Origin of the sequence: Calditerrivibrio sp. (genome assembly GCF_049968475.1) — a bacterium.
Classification (GTDB): Bacteria; Chrysiogenota; Deferribacteres; order Deferribacterales; family Calditerrivibrionaceae; genus Calditerrivibrio; species Calditerrivibrio nitroreducens_A.
Genome location: NZ_JBMFQS010000001.1, coordinates 462,621 through 478,754, shown reverse-complemented (window position 1 = coordinate 478,754; position 16,134 = coordinate 462,621). Strand labels below are relative to the sequence as shown.

The following is a 16,134-nucleotide window of genomic DNA, read 5'->3' as shown; positions in this document are numbered from 1 at the left end:
CTTAATGTTTTAGGTTATGATGATAATAATACAAAAAAGTTCATTAGTAAACAAAAATAAAAAAACTAATTAGCTTCAAATAATTTTATGTAATCATCTGTTATCACATTACAATCTTTTTTTATAAGGGACTTAAGCTTATTTAAAAATAGATTTATAATCTCATCATGACTTCGTTTTGACAAAAAATCTAAAAGATGTACATTTAAAAACCGAATCTGATACTTCAGATTATTTCCAAATGCCTCTATATCATTCTCTTTTAGATATTCAAAGGAATTATAAATTTTATATATCATGTAATGGAGATAGTTGAGCAGATGATCTGGTTTATCTTTATAATAATAATCATAATTTTCGTAATAGAAGTATTCTTGCAGATTATTAATTAAAATTGGCGTCTCTGATGGCTTGATATCTATGTCAATCTCTGTTAAACATAATGAACGACATAATGATTTATCTAACTTAGACAAAACACTGTACAACTCACTGTCGAATAATGTTATCGCTTCAATTAAGGAGTTATCTTGATCTTTTTCAGCAACAACATTATCAATATATTTAAACATTGAAGAATACATAAAAAGCCTTCCCTGGCTTATTTCAGCCAGGGAAGTAGTATTAAATTCATTTACCATATAAGTTGTTCTGCCTCAAACTTGTATTTTTTACCAGTAGACTTAACTTTAGCAGGTGTATAGTAATAAGCTTGAGTTGCTCCCAAACAGCTCAAAAGTGACCAATCATTTAATGATGGATCCAGCATTTCTACTGGGTTAGGAGTAATACCACTAAATACCCATTTTTCAACACCTAAGCCACTATCATAAAAAGCTTTTGGTTTATTTGTAAAAAGAAGCTCTTTCCAATCCTGATCCATATTTCTTATTGGATTGATGGCAGATTCATCTATAGATACTTTTTCTGGAAGGCTATCTAAAAGCTGTTTAATCTTTTTATTTTTGAATCCTGCTATGTATTTAGGCTTGGATATAACGGTATCACTCCATCTACCAAAGCCGTAAGGAACTACAACGCTACCTTTAATAACACTTGGCTCAACCAGTACAGGAGCCTCAATTTCACCAGTAGGTGTTTCCACTGATATTATATCACCAGTTTCCACCCCGAGTTTTTTCGCATCTTCTGGATTCAGGATGGCAAAGTTATCAGGATTGATCTGTCTGATATAATAATACATAACTGCCCTATGTTTAGTAGACAGTGGTCCAGAGGCAAATGTAAGGACGAATGGATAATCCCCATAAAGTTTTTTAAATGGAGTACCAAAAGCTTTCTCCTCTTTCACACCATTTACAAATGCAGAAGCAGATGGCTCATAATATCTTGCAGTTCCCCAATACTTAACACCTGTAACTGTATTGGTAGTTTTGGCAATATCTTCATTCCAGATGGTATGGAAATCTCTGCCTGGTACTTTTCTTTTTGACATACCTTTTTCATCAAATGAAGTATGATAGCTTGTGAATACACCACCCCTTGCAAGAGCATAACATACATACTTCCATTCATCTGGACTTATAACATCTTTAAATTTAGCAATGTAGTAATTTTTCTCTACAAAATCAATATCTTCTTGCGGAACATCCTTAGGAATTATACCTTTTTCTACAGCATCCATAGCACCATTTGCATAAACCTTCATTATAAAATCATATACCGATTCGATGTCATATTTTTTACCAGCATTTTCCTTCTGCCCATCTACAACACCTTTTCCAAAACCTGCTAGTCCAAGGCTCTTCCCAAGATCTATGAAAAATTCATAGAAGCTTGCGTGTCTTGGGTGCCCTAATGGAGATGTTCCAATCTTTAACGTTTTTGGTTCGATAACTGGTACCCTCCAAGCCTCTGCTATGGTTGAACCACCGCTTGTGGCATATAAATATTGTATTCCAGATGTACCAGTTTCAAGATAAGTGGTATCAGGAACTATATAGTCCGCATACATATAGGTTTCATTAATTGTTGTTGTAATCCCTACAAAGAGGGGTAATTTATCTGGGTCAGAAAGAGTTTCAATAAATTTTACCCCATAATTCGCTGCCAGGACAGGATTAGCAAAGTGAAGAATCATTGCTTTTACCTGATATGGATATTTATAAAACATACCTGCAAAGGTCTCAGTATAGCTCTCCTCAGCAGACAAAGGATACCAGGGTCTTGTCGTCCCATAAGGATTTTTCCCCTCTTTAACCTTCATAAGATATTCGAGGGTTTTTTCATATTTAAACTTCGTTCTATCTATTTGGGGACCCCACTTTGGTGGTTGACCTTTAAATTTTGCAACTTCATAAATATAATGACTATAATCTGTGTGATCAGCTCTACCTAACAAACCACCCTTCTTATGATAGTTACCAATTAAAATATCCAGCATCCTATAACTCATTACATTGTATTCACCTGTAGAGTGCATTGCGACCCCTCTGTGCACGTATGTCCCAGCCTGGGGAGCAGCTGCAGCAAAATCTTTAGCCATCTGAACGATAGTTTTCTCATCTATGCCACAAATTTCACCCCATTCTTTAATCGTTTTTGACATAGCCTCTTCTTTGAGTATCTGAAGAGATGTTTTAACTTCAACTTCACTACCATCAGCTAGGTTAACCTTTCCAGAATAGAAAAGCTCACCTTCATTTATTGCATCAAAAGGTTTGAATTCATTCTGATATCTAACCAGAACTTTATCCTCATTAGATACACCAAGGTCTTTTGCTCTAAGAAAATGACCTTTTTTACTACCAGACGTAATAACTAACCAAGTTGCATTAGATGGGGTTGCATAATTCAAAGCTTTAAGAGCAAGCTTATTTGGAACTTTTAGATATTCTTCATTGTACTTTTTATTTTCAAAAACCCATCTGATAAGTGCAAGGGCAAGAGCGGCATCAGTACCAGGTTTTATTGGCACCCAAATGATATTGGCATTTGCTTCAGTTCTTGGGGCTGTGGGGTTCACATAATAGATTTTCACCTCATTATTTACAGCTCTTTGAATAATTAACCCCTGACCTGTAGCACCCGGATGAAGTCTTCCCATTTGTGCACCAGCCATAATGATTGTTTTAGCACTGTAAATATCAACCTGAAGGTCAGTCTGACCAAATACTGCTTTGTTGGCTGTATAATATCCATTTTGACATGCTGAAGTATGCCTTAGCCAGTTTACAGTACCAAAAGAATTAGCAAAGTTAGTTGAAAAGTAGTCTGTATGACCCTGTCCTCTACCTCTATAGTATATAACTTGGTTTGAAATAGTTCCCAAATCTGGTCTATCCGGATCTATTAAAATATCACTTAATTTTAATCCTTTTGCCGAAAGTACTGCTTCATATTTTGATTTAAAAGAGGATATAGCATTTGAAACGTCAAGTGCCGAACTTTTTTTATCTTCAGCAAGCTTTATGATTGCTTCAGTATCTATCTTCATATCTTCTAACAATTTCTGTGGGTTGTCAACACCTGCTTTCTTAAGTTTACCAAGAGCAAAACTATCAGCAAGACCTGGAAGCTTTTCACCTGTAGCTGAAATTGTACCACCAAATGATATCTCATTTATTAACTGTTCCCATGAAATTGTTTCCCATTTACCTTCTCCTCTTTTACCAGCCCTTTTAAGTGGTTTTAAAACTCTATATGGATAATATGTGTAATGAATTCCATCCTGTCCTCTTGGACAAAGAGATCCCACCCACTTCTCATTTGCTTCTTTCACAGGGGTATTATATGGTATTGGGTCATACTTATGCCCCTGTTTATTGACTTCAGCTGCACGATTGTATGGGTGGTATGGATTACCTACAATCCTATCAACTATCTCATTGCCACCAACATTCTTGATTCTTACTCTAATTCCACATCTCACATTACAACCAAGACATGATGAATAAGTATACTTATATTCTGTATTATCCTGCGGTCTTTTGGCTTTATTTTCACCTTCTTTTGCCACAGCAGGCAAACTAGAAAGAACACCAGCGCCCACTGCACCCCCAACAAGAAGTTGCTTTATAAAATCTCTTCTATCTTTATTCATAATATCTATCCTCCATTAATTAGATTTTTTTTGGTAAACTTTTAAAGAATATTTTAGGTTTAGTTTTAAATTCTGGGTTTCTTACAGAAGTTTTATTTGCTTTTATACTCTTAGAAACCTCACCATCTGAATTCAGATCACCAAATATTTTTGCACTCGTTGGGCAAGCTTCTACGCATGCAGGCAGCTTTCCAGAATAAATTCTATGATCACAGAAGGAGCATTTATTGGCTATACCTCTTATAGGATCCAAAAATCTTGCATTGTATGGGCATGCCTTGACACATTTACCACATCCAATACAAACGTTTTCATCAATGACCACGAGTCCATCCGGGCCTTTATATGTGGCATTAACTGGACATGGTTTCACACATGGAGGATTTATACAATGATTACACTGGATTGGAACAAATATAATCTTACCTTTATTTTCAACCTGTCTTCTTACCTTTGTTCTAAAGGAGTTCAAAGGTACATGATTCTCTTCTGCACAGGCAACAACGCAACCCATACAACCATAACACTTATCCACATCAATATAGAAACCAAATTCTTTATTTTTTTCATTTGACGCTTCTGAGGTCTTTGACATCAATGCCACAGTAGCAATTGTAGCACCGGCAGCTTTCAAAAAACCCCTTCTTTTCAAAGTCACTTTTTTATCATTCACATTGGCCTCCTAAGTTTTATTATTTTTGATGGCATGTATTACAGCTATCTTTGTCCTTAACGCTGAAAGCTACTTTCCCATTATGGCATGCACCGCATGATTTACCTTTTGCCATCTGCGCCATTGTCACACTTTTGTGTTTCTTGGTATTCAAAAAAAGTTTGTCATGGCAGTCGGTACATTTGAGCCCTGCCCCTTTTACGTGATTTTCATGACTAAAAACTACTTTGCCAGCTGGAGAGTTAAAGGTAATATCTCCACCACCAATTTTTGCGATTGCAAAACCAAATGCTAATAGTAAAATCAGTCCACTAAACAATAACTTGCTTCGCATCTAATCCTCCTTTATTTTTGTCATTATATTACAATCAAAAACCATGCCATCTAATTACTAAATGAACCACTCCCAAACCACAGGGTTTATCAAAATTAACGCACATTATTTTGTAAACTTAATTAACAACCAATGTAAAGTAAATTTACAAACATTCCTATTGACCTAATAAAAATTATTCTATATAAATATATGTATGGTAAAAATAATTAGCACTTCAATATTTGTACTGATACTATTTACCAATTTGTTGGCTGAAAGCATCAGCACTATAAAAATAGGTGTTTCATCCATTGTTTCTGCTGAAACAAATATCAAAATGTATGATGGGCTAGCTGAATATATCACAAAAAAAACCGGCACCAGAGCTGAAATTATATATAGAAAAAACTACAAAGATATGAATGAACTAATATCCAATAAGCAGGTTGATTTATCTTTTATATGTACAGGGGCCTACGTATTAATTGATAATGCAATAGATATACTTGCGGTTCCACAGGTAAATGGAAAAACCCACTACAAATCATTAATCATAGTAAATAAAACAAGTAACATTCATACCATATCTGACCTTAAAAATAAGATTTTCGCATTTACAGATCCCCTTTCTAATACAGGATATATTTATCCTGTTTACTTATTTCTAAAAAATGGGATAACCGACCGCAGCTACTTCAAGAAAGTATATTATACAAATAGCCATGATAAATCTATATTTCTTGTGAATAATGGGGTTGTGGATGCGGCAGCTGTAGATAGTATGATATTTGAATACTTATCAAAAATATCTCCTAAATATGTTGATAATATTAATATCATTCACAGTTCAATGGAATTTCCGAATCCACCTGTTGTGATAACGAACTTTTTTCTAAAAGATAAACTTGAAAAGATTTTTCTTAACATGCACAATGATCCCAAAGGTAAAACCATTTTAAGAAACTTAGGTATAGAAAAATTCGTAATTGTACCAAAAAAAGAGTACGATATTATAAAGAAAATAAAATCATTTGTAGATAAAAATGTTAAGAATACGAATAACAAAGTCTTTTAAAAAGAGAATTTTTTTCTCTATAAATATCTTTATATTACTGATTTTTATAACTGGAATTTTCATTGCTTATAACATAAACAAAAAGATTTTGTTTGATCAGATGAAAAATATTGCCTATATAAATTATAAAACCATTGAAAGACAGATCGCAGAAGCTATAATATATGACGACATTTACTCAATTTTCTCAATAACAAATGGTATTATATTAAATACTGAAATCTTCTCAAATATATTTATTCTAGATAAAAATGGCGAATATATCACAGATGCAAAAGTAATCAAAAAAATTCCAAATCAGAAAGAAAATATTCTATCTATGAGCTACAACATAACAATAAATGACACTAAAACCGGAACAATTATTTTTGAAATAAACAAAAAATACTTTACGGATAAGTTAATACGATCGCTTTACCTGCTTATTTTAATGCATATTATAGCCTTCGTGATTGTAAGCGTATTTCTCTACAAATTCATAGACTACCTATTGAAACCTCTGACGGATCTGACAAACAAGCTTGAATCTGTTTCAGATATTTCCAGCATACCGAAAAGTGTAACTATTCATCATAATGATCCAAATGAGATTATAAAACTTAAAGAAACCATTATACAATTGTCTAAAAATCTTTTAAAACAGATCCATAAAAATATCGAGCAGGAAAAAGAGATAATAATAAAAGATAAAATATTTTCAATAGGTATGATGGCAGCAGGTCTGGCTCATCATCTCAAGAATCCAATAATGACCATCAAACTACTTTTAACCCCTTTGAGAAACGTTATTAAAACTGATGATGCGAAAAAAGATATAGAAGTAATAAACTCCGAATTAAATAGAATGCTGAAGCTTATAAATGAATTCATGCAACTATCAAAAGATACCAAAATAGCTTTTGAAGAGGTTAAAGTATCTGAACTATTTAACAAAATTCTTAATAATTTTTCGAGTTTAAAAGGGGTAAATTTTAATTTCAATAGTACAGAAATCAGCTTTAGATCAAACTATGAAAAGTTGTTAATGATCTTTGAAAATTTAATTTCCAACTCAATAAATGCTGGCTCCGATAACATATCTATCAATTTCTTTAAAAGAGATGACAAAATTGTATTCGAACTCACTGACAACGGCTCAGGAATACCTGATGATATAAAAGATAAGATATTCATCCCATTTTTTACCACTAAAAAATCTGGTACCGGTCTTGGTTTAGCCTATGTGGAAAATCTTGTTGCACTGTTAAATGGAAGAATATTTGTTGATAAAAGTTATGGAAATGGAACAAAATTTGTGATAGAAATTAAAGATGAAAACGAAAATACTGATAATTGATGACGATAAAGCCCTCACTTACAGTTTAAATCGTGTACTTTCGCAGGATTATGAAGTTTTCATAGGAAACAATTCAAAGGAAGCTTTGGAAATTCTGTCAAAAGAGCATATCTCTTTTTTACTGCTCGATTATAAATTATCTGATGAAGATGGATTGGAAGTGTTGGAAAAGGTTAAAAGTATTTATCCAGATCTACCATCAGTGATGATGACTGCTTACGGCACCAACAATACTTTAATAAATGCAATTAAAAAAGGTGCCGAGGATTTCATATTCAAACCAATAGAAGTAGATGAAATTAAAGCTATTATCAATAAATATATAGATAAGGATGTACCTTTTTCAAATCAGGGTTATATCAAAATACCAGATTATCCTGTTGATGAACTCATAATAGGGACATCAGATGAGATAAAAGATATTTTAAAAATGGTGGCAAATATAGCCAAGACAGACACCCCAGTACTGATAACAGGAGAAAGTGGAACAGGCAAAGAATTGATAGCAAACCTTATCCAATCAAACAGCAACAGATCAGATAATCCATATATAGTATTAAACTGTGCCGCCATTCCATTCGAACTACTTGAAAGTGAACTATTTGGATATGAAAAAGGTGCTTTCAGCGGAGCATTCAAATCAAAGCCTGGTAAATTTGAGCTTGCCGACACAGGAACGATTTTTCTGGATGAAATCGGAGAACTACCTTTTAAGCTTCAGTCAAAACTGCTTAGATTTATTCAGAACGGTGTTGTGGAAAAACTTGGTGCCACAAGTTTTAAAAAGGTGGACGTTAGAATTATTGCCGCCACAAACAGAAATTTAAAAGAATTGGTGGAAGAAGGGAAATTCAGGCTTGATCTATTCTACAGATTAAATGTTATAAACATTCACATCCCACCTCTTAGAAAAAGGAAAGAAGATATCAAACATCTGCTATTCTATTTCATAAAAAAATACTCAAATGAAGCAGGCAAAAATATATCTTATATTTCCAGTGACGTTCTAAATATGCTTGAAAATTACAATTGGCCAGGAAATGTTAGGGAGCTTCAAAATGTCATAAGAAAAATAATCATTCTGGCAAAAAATAACTGTATCGATGAGGATAGTATTTATTTCATTAAAAACGGTACCAGCGATTGTGATCTTACATCCGACAATCTTATAAAATGGATTTTCGAAAATTTTAAAACTAATACATTAAACGAATTTATCAGCTATATTGAAAAAAAGCTGATTCAGGAAGCTCTAAAAATACACAATGGAAACAGATCGAAAACCGCAGAAAATTTAGGCATATCCCGTGTAACATTAAACGAAAAGATCAATAAATATGGCCTCTCCAATCACTAAAAAACCCCCTACCCGGGGGCAATTTGAAAGGAGGTTTATTATTAGTATTGTTGAAAGAATATCCAAACATATCCCATTTGTCAACTATAAATTTTGTAAATTTACTGAAAATTTTGTAAAGATGCAATAGACAGCGCAGGTCTGATGTCATCTAAAAAAAGGGAAAAACCATCTATCTGGGTAAAATAACATTGCAAAAGAAGCCTTTCATAATCTCCATCCCCATATAGTTTATCACCTACTATTGGAAAATTTAGATAGGATAAAGCTGCCCTGATCTGATGTCTATGGGCAAAATCCACCCCAACATCCACCAACGTATAAAAAGAGTAATTTCTAATTGGTTTGATAACAAGAACGTTATCTCCTTTTTGATCTATGATTGATACCTTTTTCTTTTTATTTGCATCTATCTTTTTATCAAAAATGATATTCTCATTTACTATGCCTTTCACCCAGGCTATATATCTCTTATAAACCTTTACAGGTTGGTAGCTATTTTTAATGGCAGCAATAACGCCATCCGTTTCAAAATCAAGTCTACTTATAAAACGGAAATCTTTAAATTCACTCGTTAATATATCTGATAAACATAAGTCATCCGTTGGTTTATGCCGCTCTGTATGCATAAAAGGTGGCTTATAAAAGAATATAACATCTCTAAAATCATCTAATAAAAATTCTTTTAAATTGAAATTTATTTCAGGACAGCTTACCTCTAAAACAAAATGGTCGTTAAATTGTTCAACAATGTAATCATCCTTTACGATTTTCCCCTGGTATGACACCCTGCGTTCTTTTAGATACTTTTTAGCCAGCCTTTTGGAAATATTATATTTTTTTGAAATAATATCAGATACTTTCAATATTAAGTTTCTCGTAAGATTCTGCTAATTGTACAAATGTCTCAGTTGGACTCTTTTTGTGTATAAAACTGTCAGGAACGTTTAGATTTTTAGATTGTATTAAAACATTAAAATTAGTCCCAAAACCACCCTCAGGGATAATCAGAGACTTGATAGCCGCCCTCTGCAGATCTGTTTTTGCATTTGCAACATAATCAAGTATCCCACTCTGCACAAGATACAAGGTTTGGGGTAAAAAATTTACAACTTCAAGTCCCACATCTTTTCCGTATACCATAAGTCCACTAAAATCCACAAATGCGGTGATATCCTGGTCTCCTATTCTTTCAAAAAAATCGTTATTCTGTTTATGTTTAAAATAGCAGGTGACAGTTCCATCCATTCTAAAAGGTGCATAAAGCTTTTCAGCCGGCCAACCATAATCTATCGTAACCACAACACCTTTTCTAATCTTTTCCCCTAAGGCTCTTATCCATTTTGTGGCATCTAGATTTATATCCGCAATCTGTTTGTCCACCAGCTTAATTTTAAGTCTATTTATATAATCTGAAATCTTTTCTGTGGAAAAAAGATCTGGGTAAAACTGAAATTTATCCTCTTTATAAATGACATATATCTCTTTTAGATCTCCGGAAATATTAATAATTCTATGTATAGGGAATGCATCCACCAGTTCGTTGGAGAAAAAGACCCCTTCAAAGTTACAGAACTGATCAAAACTTACCCAATCAACTTTTCCAACATGGTTTTTCAGCACTTCTTTTTGATTATTTATAAGGTATTCACTTTTTTCTATGATAGTATATTTAACAACATCATAGAATCCTGGCTCGTGATCTCTATAATAGTTCAGGATATCATTGGCAAGTAAACCAGAGCCGGCACCCATCTCACAAAGGTTTGGCTGAAGACCAAACTGTCTTATAATATTCAAATTACTTCTTGCTATTGAAAAACCAAACGTTTCTGAGGCATTCACTGAGGTATAAAAACTACCAGTAACCCCGAAAGGATTCTCTTTCTGGTAATAGCCAAGCCCTGGATAGTATAATGCCATCTCCATAAACTCGGCAAAGGTAATCTTACCTCTATCTGAAATCTTTTTTATTATAATATCTTTTAAAATATCACTCATATTATCGAACGTTAAAATAGACTGTTATTTCCGCAGTGTCAATATCTTTGTATGTTACAGATTCAAATCTAATACCGCTAACAAACTTTATTGCCAGCTTTTCTATATTCGGATTGCTTCTTGAAAGAAGTATTATAGAATATGGTACCCCATTGCTATCTATGCTAAACCTCAACCTAACCTTCGTATTCGACTCCAACGAAAAGGTAGGCTTTTCGGGGATATAAACAATTCTCCTTTCATTTTTTGTATTACCTTTTATCTCAAAGAAATCACTTTTTCCAGTGGAAACAACTTTTTTATCACCACTGCCATCATTTTTTCCAGACTTCAATTTTGATTCAGATGCGGCTATCTCCTTACCAAGATTTAAATTCATATTTTTATTATAATTAGCTGATATATTAACATTTTCATTGAGATTATTGGATACTGGTATTTTTTCCATTACACTAACAATCGGCAGATCCACATTAGGCTTTAAAATACCTGATGAATTAGGCCTATTTTTTTTATGGTCCCCAACACTTGCCCTGCCCACTTCAGCCTTTTGTATATTCAACTCAGCCTTAGCAACGTTTAAAGGAACCTTTATTAGCTCTACATCTATCGGCTCTCTCTTCTTTATCCTTATACTAAAATCAGGGTTTGGTAGATATAGTAATATTGTTAGATGAATCAGGAATGATACAATTATGTATAGCGTCGTTCTGCTAAATTGTTTCATTACTCTTCGGTCTCCGCGGCAATAGCCAGCTTATTAAAACCTACCTTTTTACTTTCATCCATCACGTACACCACATCCCCATGTAAAGCTTCTTTATCCGCCTGAATCATAATACTGGCGTCAGGAAATTTGTCATGGTATTCCTTTAATCTGGAAGGTATAAGATTTGGATCAATCCTTTGATTTTCTATTGAAAATTCCCTATTTTTTGTTATGGCAATTACTATAGTTTTTGTCTCGGCTACATTTTCCCCTTTAGCTTTTGGGAGACTTATATTAAGGTTATTTATATTGTATGTGGTAAAAGTCGCAGAAACCATTAGGAAAAGAACGATTAAAAATATTATATCGGTAATTGACGTTGTGGGAACTTCAATACCACTATTTTTTATTCTATCCTTACGGAATTTCATCTTCCACCCTCTTTAAAAATGAGGTTCATTATTTGGGATGTTGCCTTCTCAAGTTCAAGAGAAATCTTATCCGCCCTATGTCTGATTATATGGTAAAATATAACGGTGGGAACCGCCACAAAAAGACCGGCCGCAGTGGTTAAAAGTGCCACTGCAATACCACCAGAAAGCGCCTGTATATTAGCATTCCCTTGATTTGCCATAACCATAAATGTCTGGATCATTCCAAGCACAGTACCCAGAAATCCCAAAAGGGGGGCAAGACTGGCCACCGTTTGGAGTGTGGGCAAAAACCTTTCCAATCTTTGAACCTCAAAATTTCCAGCTTCTTCCACAAATTCGGTAAGCCTGGAAACAGGAAGGTCAATGTTGTTTACTATATCCTTAGCTATCCTTGCTATGGATGATCTATCAGCTTCACAAAGCTGAATTGCCCCTTCAAAATCTTTCTTAGCTAAAAAAAGCGACAATTTATCTAAAAATACTTTGGGGACAAAATTGGAAACACGAAGTACAAACAACCTTTCCAAAAAAATTCCAAGGGATATTACCGACAGTAGAATAATAGGGTACATCATTATTCCACCTTTCTGGATAATTTCAAACATCAATTGCCTCCTTTATCATAATTTTTAATTATATCTTCCACCTTTTTGGCTGATTCCTGATCACCATTTTTCTTATAAATCTGCATAGCCAATTGCAGAGCTTTATATGTGAAAGGGGATTTAGGAAAAAGGTAATGGCACCTCATCGCATAATTCAATGCTGTTTTAGTATCATTCTTTGTATACATAAGAACACTTTTATAATAATATCCAGCAGGGACAAACGACTCATCCCGAGATGCAATAAGCTCATCTATATACTTATCGTATTCAGGAAAATCTTTTCTAACTTCCAGCAGACCCAGCATCCTCACCAGAGTCTTATAATATAAAAGTAGGTCAATAGCTTTCACCTGTGGAAGGTAATTACTGATCTGAACAGGATCATCACTCAAAGAAACGATCTCCTTCAATGAAACCTCTTTAAACCTTACACTTTTATTAACCAATTCCTCAAATATTTTTAAAGAGGTATCTTTATTTATTTTTTTACTGCATATTGCTTTAATATAATAAGCCTCCTCATCTTTAGGGTTATAATCGATAACTCTATCGGCATCTTTTATACAATCATCAAAAAAACCAAGGGATTCATTTATGTAGCCTCTTAGTATATAAGCCTCTTTGAGATAATTAGATGTGGGAAAGCTCTTCACAAATTTATTTATATGTTCTAAAGCAATTCTTTTATCTCCATTTTCAAAAAGATATCTTATCATACTAATTAACAGCGTATCCTTATTTTCAAACTTGAGATTTGAAACCTTCGATAGAATATTACCCAACATTTTAGCATCCTTATTTTGTTGAGCGATTGAAAATATAGCCATAGCAGATTCATATATATAAACCTTTTTATCGATCAGGTCAAAATACCTTTTTACAGATTCGTTGTGGTTGCCGAGAGAAAAGTATGAATTGGCAAGCATTAACTCCTGTTCAGCTGTGATTTTATCTTTAGTTTGAAGAATATTTATAACATCAGAATAGTAATTCCCTAAATAGAGATATAAAACGGCATTTTCTGTAAATTCCCTGTCATAATTGTACTTTTTATATATATCAAGACCTTTTGGAATATCCCCGAGTTTGAAATACGTAAGCATCTTAAGAAAGTTTGATTCCCTATTGGCATTCTGAATTTTATTGAGATATTGCAAAGCACCTTCATAATTCTTCAAATTAAATAGAGAAGATGCAGCGATCAAAAATCCCCTATCAGTAATCACAAAAGAAGCCAAAGATGCAGCTTTATTATAGTCCCCCTTATTGAAAAATATCTCAGCTTTCAATTCATTACACTGTATCAGGTCGCATTTATCAAGCGATTTTATAGCATCATCGTATTTTTTATCCACAAATAGAAATTGGGCGATCATATATCTTGCTATGTTTAACTTCTCTGGATCTTTACCCACCCCAAGGTATCTGTTAAAAAATATATCAGACAGTCCATAATCTGTATAGTAATAACAAACACCCAGATAAAATATGCTATTCTCTATAAGCTCTTCATAAAAACTTATTTTATTAAGATAAGTTGAAGCCTCCATATATTCCTTTTCTTTAACCAGATAAAGACCAATGTAAAAATTGATATAATCATAATAAACAGGCTTTTCAAATTTGAGGTTTTTGAGAAGTACTATATCTAAATTGTCAAAGTTTTTACTGATATAGTACAAAACAAGGAAAAGTTTATTATTGTCAGTGGCAATATTATTTAAATTACTTTTTATATAAGTGATATCTTTTTTAATAATTGCAAGCTTAAGCTGATAGAAATCTTTTACATCCTTCTGGTCTATGCGATTTATCATCGATTCAGCTTTATTTAATTCCCCCTTTTCTAAATTCGCATCAGCAATATAAGCCACCACATCTTTATAGATATCCGGATCGTATTTAGCAACATTTTTTAAATCACCTTTGGCATATTGGGCAGCTATTTTATAAACAAGAAGCTGCTTATTTTTATCAATCAAATTACTATTTTTATCACTAATTGATATGATCTCATCATAGAGATCTTTCTTATAGTAGGCATCGAGGCAGCTATTTAAGGAATACTCCGTAAAATGACTCAACTTTCCACATATCGCCACCTTTTTTTCTAAATTATCGGTTCTATTCAAATATTCAAACAGCTTGTCCTGAGCGAAAAAACTTACATTATCGTTATTCAGGGAAAGCTCTTCAAGTATCTCCACCGCCTTGTTGGGATTACTTGTTTCCATTAGTGCTATAGCATAAAAAAGTTTTATCTCCGTTTCAAAATCCCCACCCTTTAGTTTTTCTGCATACTTTTCATACCCATCTACTACGTGTAAATACTCCTTCTGAAAAAATTTTTTTGCAATGTAATTTCTGTATGCTTTATTACCAACAAAGATAGAAGCAATTGCAGTCCTTACGGTTCCGCCAAAGAAAAAACCAGGTTCTTCAAATGAATAGTCATTTTTATCGATTTTCTGATGTTCAATCTTGAGCTTTTCAAGATATATATTTACCGAACTCTCAGCCTTAAATTTTATATTAATATCAGCAAAACTTGGCTTTACAGTTATTTTCCCTATCTCTTTACCAATAAAAGAAAATTCAGGTAATTTGACCCTGGCAGAGCCGGATGCGGCAAAAAGGAAGATAAAAATTACTATATATAAAAAACTTTTCTTCATTTTGCTGTATTTGACTGATCTGGAGAACTTGGATTACTCTGAGAACAGCCATCACAGCCACTAATTACAACCAATGACGACAGTAGAAGTAATATTACAAGAAATCTTCTCATATTTCCACCTCTGTTCCTTTAAGTTTATTAAAAATATCATAATCCGTAAGGTCATATTTTATCGGTGTAACACTCACATACCCCTTGGAAACCCAAAAATCATCACAATCTTCACCATGCTCCACAGTAATCCTCTCTCCTGTAAGCCAAAAATATGTATTTCCTCTTGGATCAACCCGTTTTTCAAATGTGTCAAGATACTTACTCTTACCCTGTATGGTATAGCGCCAACCTTTTATCTCACTTTTGCTAAGTGGTGGTACGTTTATATTAAATATTATATTATGATTGATATCATTTTTTACAAAAAGTTCTGCAAATTTTCTTGTAAACTCTGCAGCCACAGAAAAATCATTATAAGCTACAGATGCAAGACTAACCGCAAAGGCTCTGACACCCTGCAAAGCAGCCTCCGTGGCAGCGGAAACTGTACCGGAGTATATCACATTTGACGCAAGATTTGCACCATGATTTATACCAGAAACAACGATATCTGGTTTAGTTGTGAGGATATCGTAAAATGCAAGCTTTACACAATCAGCTGGAGTCCCCTGAACACCGTATCCAAAAAATTTATCTTTTCTATTAACCTCATAAATCCTAAGTGGCGTAGAAATTGTGATTGAATGCCCCACAGCACTCTGCTCCATTATAGGAGCCACCACAACCACATCACCTATCTTGCTAAGTTCTTCATAGGCAGAGTAAATTCCCTTTGAATATATCCCGTCATCGTTTGTCAATAATATCTTCATATTTCACCCTAACTTTTGT

Annotated in this window: 14 protein-coding genes; 3 read left to right on the top strand and 11 right to left on the bottom strand. The window is 33.5% G+C overall.

What is annotated here, in order from left to right; genetic code table 11:
- Window positions 1–65 precede the first annotated feature (65 nt).
- Genes ACP5Q2_RS02425 through ACP5Q2_RS02410 form a run of 4 tightly spaced genes read right to left on the bottom strand, consistent with a single transcriptional unit; the run spans window position 66 to window position 5,070 of the window.
- Window positions 66–641: a hypothetical protein gene (locus ACP5Q2_RS02425; RefSeq protein WP_428096848.1), complete on the bottom strand. Its 576-nt coding sequence runs from the start codon at window positions 639–641 to the stop codon at window positions 66–68.
- The gene (locus ACP5Q2_RS02420) at window positions 635–4,063 is read right to left on the bottom strand and encodes a molybdopterin-dependent oxidoreductase (protein WP_428096845.1); all 3,429 of its coding nucleotides are present in this window, start codon (window positions 4,061–4,063) and stop codon (window positions 635–637) included. The genes ACP5Q2_RS02425 and ACP5Q2_RS02420 overlap by 7 nt, the downstream gene beginning before the upstream one ends.
- Before the next feature lie 19 nt (window positions 4,064–4,082).
- Window positions 4,083–4,736 carry a 4Fe-4S dicluster domain-containing protein gene (locus tag ACP5Q2_RS02415; protein WP_428096843.1) on the bottom strand — a complete coding sequence of 218 codons (654 nt, stop codon included), beginning with the start codon at window positions 4,734–4,736 and terminating at the stop codon, window positions 4,083–4,085.
- 19 nt (window positions 4,737–4,755) lie between these two features.
- Window positions 4,756–5,070: a cytochrome c3 family protein gene (locus tag ACP5Q2_RS02410; protein WP_428096840.1), complete on the bottom strand. Its 315-nt coding sequence runs from the start codon at window positions 5,068–5,070 to the stop codon at window positions 4,756–4,758.
- Window positions 5,071–5,266: 196 nt separating this feature from the next.
- On the opposite strand from ACP5Q2_RS02410, the gene phnD reads away from it, so the two are divergent.
- From phnD to ACP5Q2_RS02395, 3 genes are all read left to right on the top strand, one after another.
- The gene (gene phnD / locus ACP5Q2_RS02405) at window positions 5,267–6,127 is read left to right on the top strand and encodes a phosphate/phosphite/phosphonate ABC transporter substrate-binding protein (RefSeq protein WP_428096836.1); all 861 of its coding nucleotides are present in this window, start codon (window positions 5,267–5,269) and stop codon (window positions 6,125–6,127) included.
- 100 nt (window positions 6,128–6,227) lie between these two features.
- On the top strand, window positions 6,228–7,463 hold the full coding sequence (locus ACP5Q2_RS02400) for a sensor histidine kinase (protein WP_428096833.1): 1,236 nt from the start codon (window positions 6,228–6,230) through the stop codon (window positions 7,461–7,463).
- On the top strand, window positions 7,438–8,820 hold the full coding sequence (locus ACP5Q2_RS02395) for a sigma-54-dependent transcriptional regulator (RefSeq protein WP_428096831.1): 1,383 nt from the start codon (window positions 7,438–7,440) through the stop codon (window positions 8,818–8,820). Before ACP5Q2_RS02400 ends, ACP5Q2_RS02395 begins: the two co-directional genes overlap by 26 nt.
- 101 nt (window positions 8,821–8,921) lie before the next feature.
- On the opposite strand, the gene ACP5Q2_RS02390 is transcribed toward ACP5Q2_RS02395, so the two are convergent.
- The 7 genes from ACP5Q2_RS02390 to surE form a co-directional block, all read right to left on the bottom strand.
- Window positions 8,922–9,686 (bottom strand): pseudouridine synthase, encoded by a 765-nt coding sequence (locus ACP5Q2_RS02390; protein WP_428096828.1) that lies wholly within the window; start codon window positions 9,684–9,686, stop codon window positions 8,922–8,924.
- Window positions 9,673–10,821 carry a class I SAM-dependent methyltransferase gene (locus tag ACP5Q2_RS02385; RefSeq protein WP_424606006.1) on the bottom strand — a complete coding sequence of 383 codons (1,149 nt, stop codon included), beginning with the start codon at window positions 10,819–10,821 and terminating at the stop codon, window positions 9,673–9,675. Before ACP5Q2_RS02385 ends, ACP5Q2_RS02390 begins: the two co-directional genes overlap by 14 nt.
- Before the next feature lies 1 nt (window position 10,822).
- Window positions 10,823–11,548 (bottom strand): hypothetical protein, encoded by a 726-nt coding sequence (locus tag ACP5Q2_RS02380; protein ID WP_428096824.1) that lies wholly within the window; start codon window positions 11,546–11,548, stop codon window positions 10,823–10,825.
- Window positions 11,548–11,961, bottom strand: coding sequence for an ExbD/TolR family protein (locus ACP5Q2_RS02375; protein WP_428096821.1), 414 nt, complete (start codon window positions 11,959–11,961; stop codon window positions 11,548–11,550). The genes ACP5Q2_RS02380 and ACP5Q2_RS02375 overlap by 1 nt, the downstream gene beginning before the upstream one ends.
- A complete protein-coding gene (locus ACP5Q2_RS02370; RefSeq protein ID WP_424606009.1) occupies window positions 11,958–12,569 on the bottom strand; it encodes a MotA/TolQ/ExbB proton channel family protein in 612 nt (203 codons plus the stop codon). The genes ACP5Q2_RS02375 and ACP5Q2_RS02370 overlap by 4 nt, the downstream gene beginning before the upstream one ends.
- Window positions 12,569–15,247, bottom strand: coding sequence for a tetratricopeptide repeat protein (locus tag ACP5Q2_RS02365; protein WP_428096818.1), 2,679 nt, complete (start codon window positions 15,245–15,247; stop codon window positions 12,569–12,571). Before ACP5Q2_RS02365 ends, ACP5Q2_RS02370 begins: the two co-directional genes overlap by 1 nt.
- Window positions 15,248–15,356: 109 nt before the next feature.
- Entirely contained in the window at window positions 15,357–16,115 is a 759-nt protein-coding gene (gene surE / locus ACP5Q2_RS02360) for a 5'/3'-nucleotidase SurE (protein WP_428096815.1), read from the bottom strand.
- Between the last annotated feature and the right edge of the window lie 19 nt (window positions 16,116–16,134).